Source organism: Stieleria sp., from assembly GCF_041595215.1.
Classification (GTDB): Bacteria; Planctomycetota; Planctomycetia; order Pirellulales; family Pirellulaceae; genus Stieleria; species Stieleria magnilauensis.
In genome coordinates, this window is the sequence record NZ_JBFHKV010001080.1 from 1 (window position 1) to 2,865 (window position 2,865).

A 2,865-nucleotide genomic window follows, 5' to 3' on the forward strand; every position below is an offset into this window, starting at 1 on the left:
GGGCTTTACCAGACCTTTTTTGACGCCCAAGAAGAAACCTGGGTCGAAATCGAACCGGCAACCAAGCCCACCTTGGCGATGGCTCAGCCGGGTGATGCTTCGACAGACGACTTCGCCAATCCGCCCGCTAATCGTTCGGCTCGCGATGCCTCGCCCGCATCCGCCACGGCGACGTCAGTTGCCGCCACTTGGGACGCCGCCCCGCTGTGGGTCGATGCGATGGAATTGTCGTTGCAACGGGCCTGGATCCCATCGTTGATTCAGCTGCAATCGGTCGGCCGGCAATCGGTTGACGATCGAACCCCAGTGGAGTGGGTCGGATTGTCAGTCGAGCAACTCGATGCGTCGGCCGAACGGCTGGTGTCGCAGTCACCTCTGTCGGAAAGTGATGCGTCCGAGAGTGATTCCCCCGACAATGACTCACAGGGCAGTGACTCACAGGGCAGTGACTCACAGGGCAGTGAATCGAACGCTGAAGTCTTGGCGGGGCTGAAGACACTGCGCGCGTGTGCCGCCGCGGGCGAATGCGATCCAGGATTATGGAAGCGGATTTCGTCCTGGGCTTTGCCGCTGCTCGATGCGCTCGAAACCGCGGCATTCCAGCGTGTCAACGACGGAACGTTTTGGACCAGCGCCGACAGCGACGCGTTTTATTTAGGGCTGGCTCGTTCGGACTGGCTTGCCGCCGATCAGGGTGTCACGACGGGCACACTGCCGCTGCTGCAACAACCCGAGGTTTATCGCGGGCAGACGGTTCGGCTGGTCGGTCGGCTGCAACTGGCCGAAAAGAAAACCGCTCAACCCAATCGTGTCGCCGTCGAAAGTTACTGGAAACTGTGGATCATTCCTGCCGACGGCGGCATCCGACCGACGATCCTGATGACGCGACAACTGCCCGAGGCCATCGCGGACGCATTGACCGCCGACGGATCATGGGACCGAGCGTCCAATCCCGCTAACCCGGACGGCCAGATCGCCGCGGTCGGTCGGTTCATCAAACGGCTGCCCTATCGTTCATCGATCGGCGCCGACTTGGCGCCGGTGGTGATCGGTCGACTCGTCGGAGCCAAGGGTGTCGCGGCGGCGACGGACGGCCAACCGGCGAGGAACGCTGACGGCGGCCCGAATGCGGATGCTGATCACGTCGCGTGGATCACGGGGATTTTATTCGCGGTTCTTGCCGGTATCGCACTGGCCGGATGGCTGATGTACCGCAGTGCCTTGGATGCCAAGCGAACCCGAATCTTGCGGCAACAAGCCGGCGACGATGTCCAACTTGACCTCGACGCCCTCGCCGACCACGACTCCGACACGCAAGGAACGCCCTCATGAGATTGGTTTGGACAAGAACGGTATTTGGCACCAATGGCACGGGCACAAGTGTTGGTGTGCAGGCTTTAGCCGCCGACTTTCGCTGCGATGCAGCGAGTGGGGAGCGCCTCAAGGCTGGACACCAACGGTTGCTGAAACATCAGCCCCGTTGGACTGCGTCACTGGTGATGAGCAGATTGGTCTGCATGATGGTGATCGTTTCGGCGTTGTGCCTCGGCGGGCGGGCGCCCGCACAATCCGCCATCGATCTGCTCAGCGGTTTTGATGCCCGGCGGATCGAAGGCTGTTATCCGGTCAGCGATTCCAAGGTGGCCGGTGAAATGGCGCGACTGTTGTTTCGATTGCGCAAAGCCGATGAAGACGCGTTGGCATCGCGATCGGTCGGTTCGCTCACCGACGCCGCCATCGGAGCCCGCTTGACGACCGGCGACTCGGTGGAGGTTGAAGGCACGATCGCCGCAGTTCGCCAATACAACGTCCCCGAAACGTTGACCGAGTTCTTGGAGTTGGAGACGTTTCAAGAGCTGGTTCTAGAGCTACCGGATTCCGAAGACTCGATTGCGGTATTTGCGCCGTCGCTGGTCGGCAAGGTTTCCGAGGGCGACCGAGTCAAAGCGAATGCCATCGTGATCGACGCTTCGAGTGCCGAACAAGTTTTTGCGGCCGGACGCGTGGCGTGGTTCCCCGCGATGGCCGAAACCGTTGGATGGAAACTGCTGGCCCGTCAGGGCGTCGACTTGAGCCGCATCGCCGAAGCGGCGTCCAGGAATCGCCGATCGCTCGAAGCCGCCGACGGAGACGCGTTTTACTCGATGCTCGCGGCCGCCAAGAATTTGAACACCGAACCCTTTGATCCGAACGTCTCCCTGGCTCCCCTGACGATCGAACCGGTGAAGTTGTTGAAATCCCCTCAGGATTATCACGGGCAGTGGATCCGGATGAACGCGTCGACGGTCCGGATCACACGCATCAGCGTGTCCGATCCGGCGCGGCGGGCGCAACTGGGTCAGGACCACTATTACCAGGTCGTCGCCAGCGGCGATCTGGGCAAGACGATCATCCAATTGGCCCGCGGCGAGGACGATCCGGGCGAGCCGATTCGGATGAGCGGCACCTATCCGGTCTCGTTGGTCGCCGCCGAGTTGCCCGATTTTCTTAGCGCAGAACGGAATGATCCAAAGGCAGTCGTCACGATGCTCAGCCATCCCGTCGCGATCGAAGGATTCTTTTATCGCTTGTGGAGCTACAAGAACGAATTCATGACCCGCGAGGGCGGCGGCAAACAGGTCGGTCCGCTGATCGTCGTTTCGCAATGGCATTCCATGGCCCCACCGGCAAACGATGATGGCGGGGTGCGGGTGATCGGATACGCGTTGGCGATCGGAATCGCGTTGGCCATCCTTGCGACGATCTGGTGGACGCGGCGCAACGCCAAAGAGGACGCCGAGGTTCGCAAGCGTGCCAGCCAAACCACGACGATCGATCTGTAGCCTTGGCCGTTCCGACTGATTCCCAGACGCCACCGGGGAACAC

The 2,865-nt window shown here is 61.4% G+C and carries 1 protein-coding gene and 1 pseudogene; both read left to right on the forward strand.

All coding sequences use genetic code 11. The features are described 5' to 3' along the window. Positions 1–1,332: pseudogene (locus ABX749_RS28220) on the forward strand (hypothetical protein); the annotation flags it as partial. 164 nt (positions 1,333–1,496) lie between these two features. Beyond that, positions 1,497–2,822, forward strand: a complete 1,326-nt coding sequence (locus tag ABX749_RS28225; protein WP_372898970.1) for a hypothetical protein — start codon at positions 1,497–1,499, stop codon at positions 2,820–2,822. The last annotated feature ends 43 nt before the right edge of the window (positions 2,823–2,865 follow it).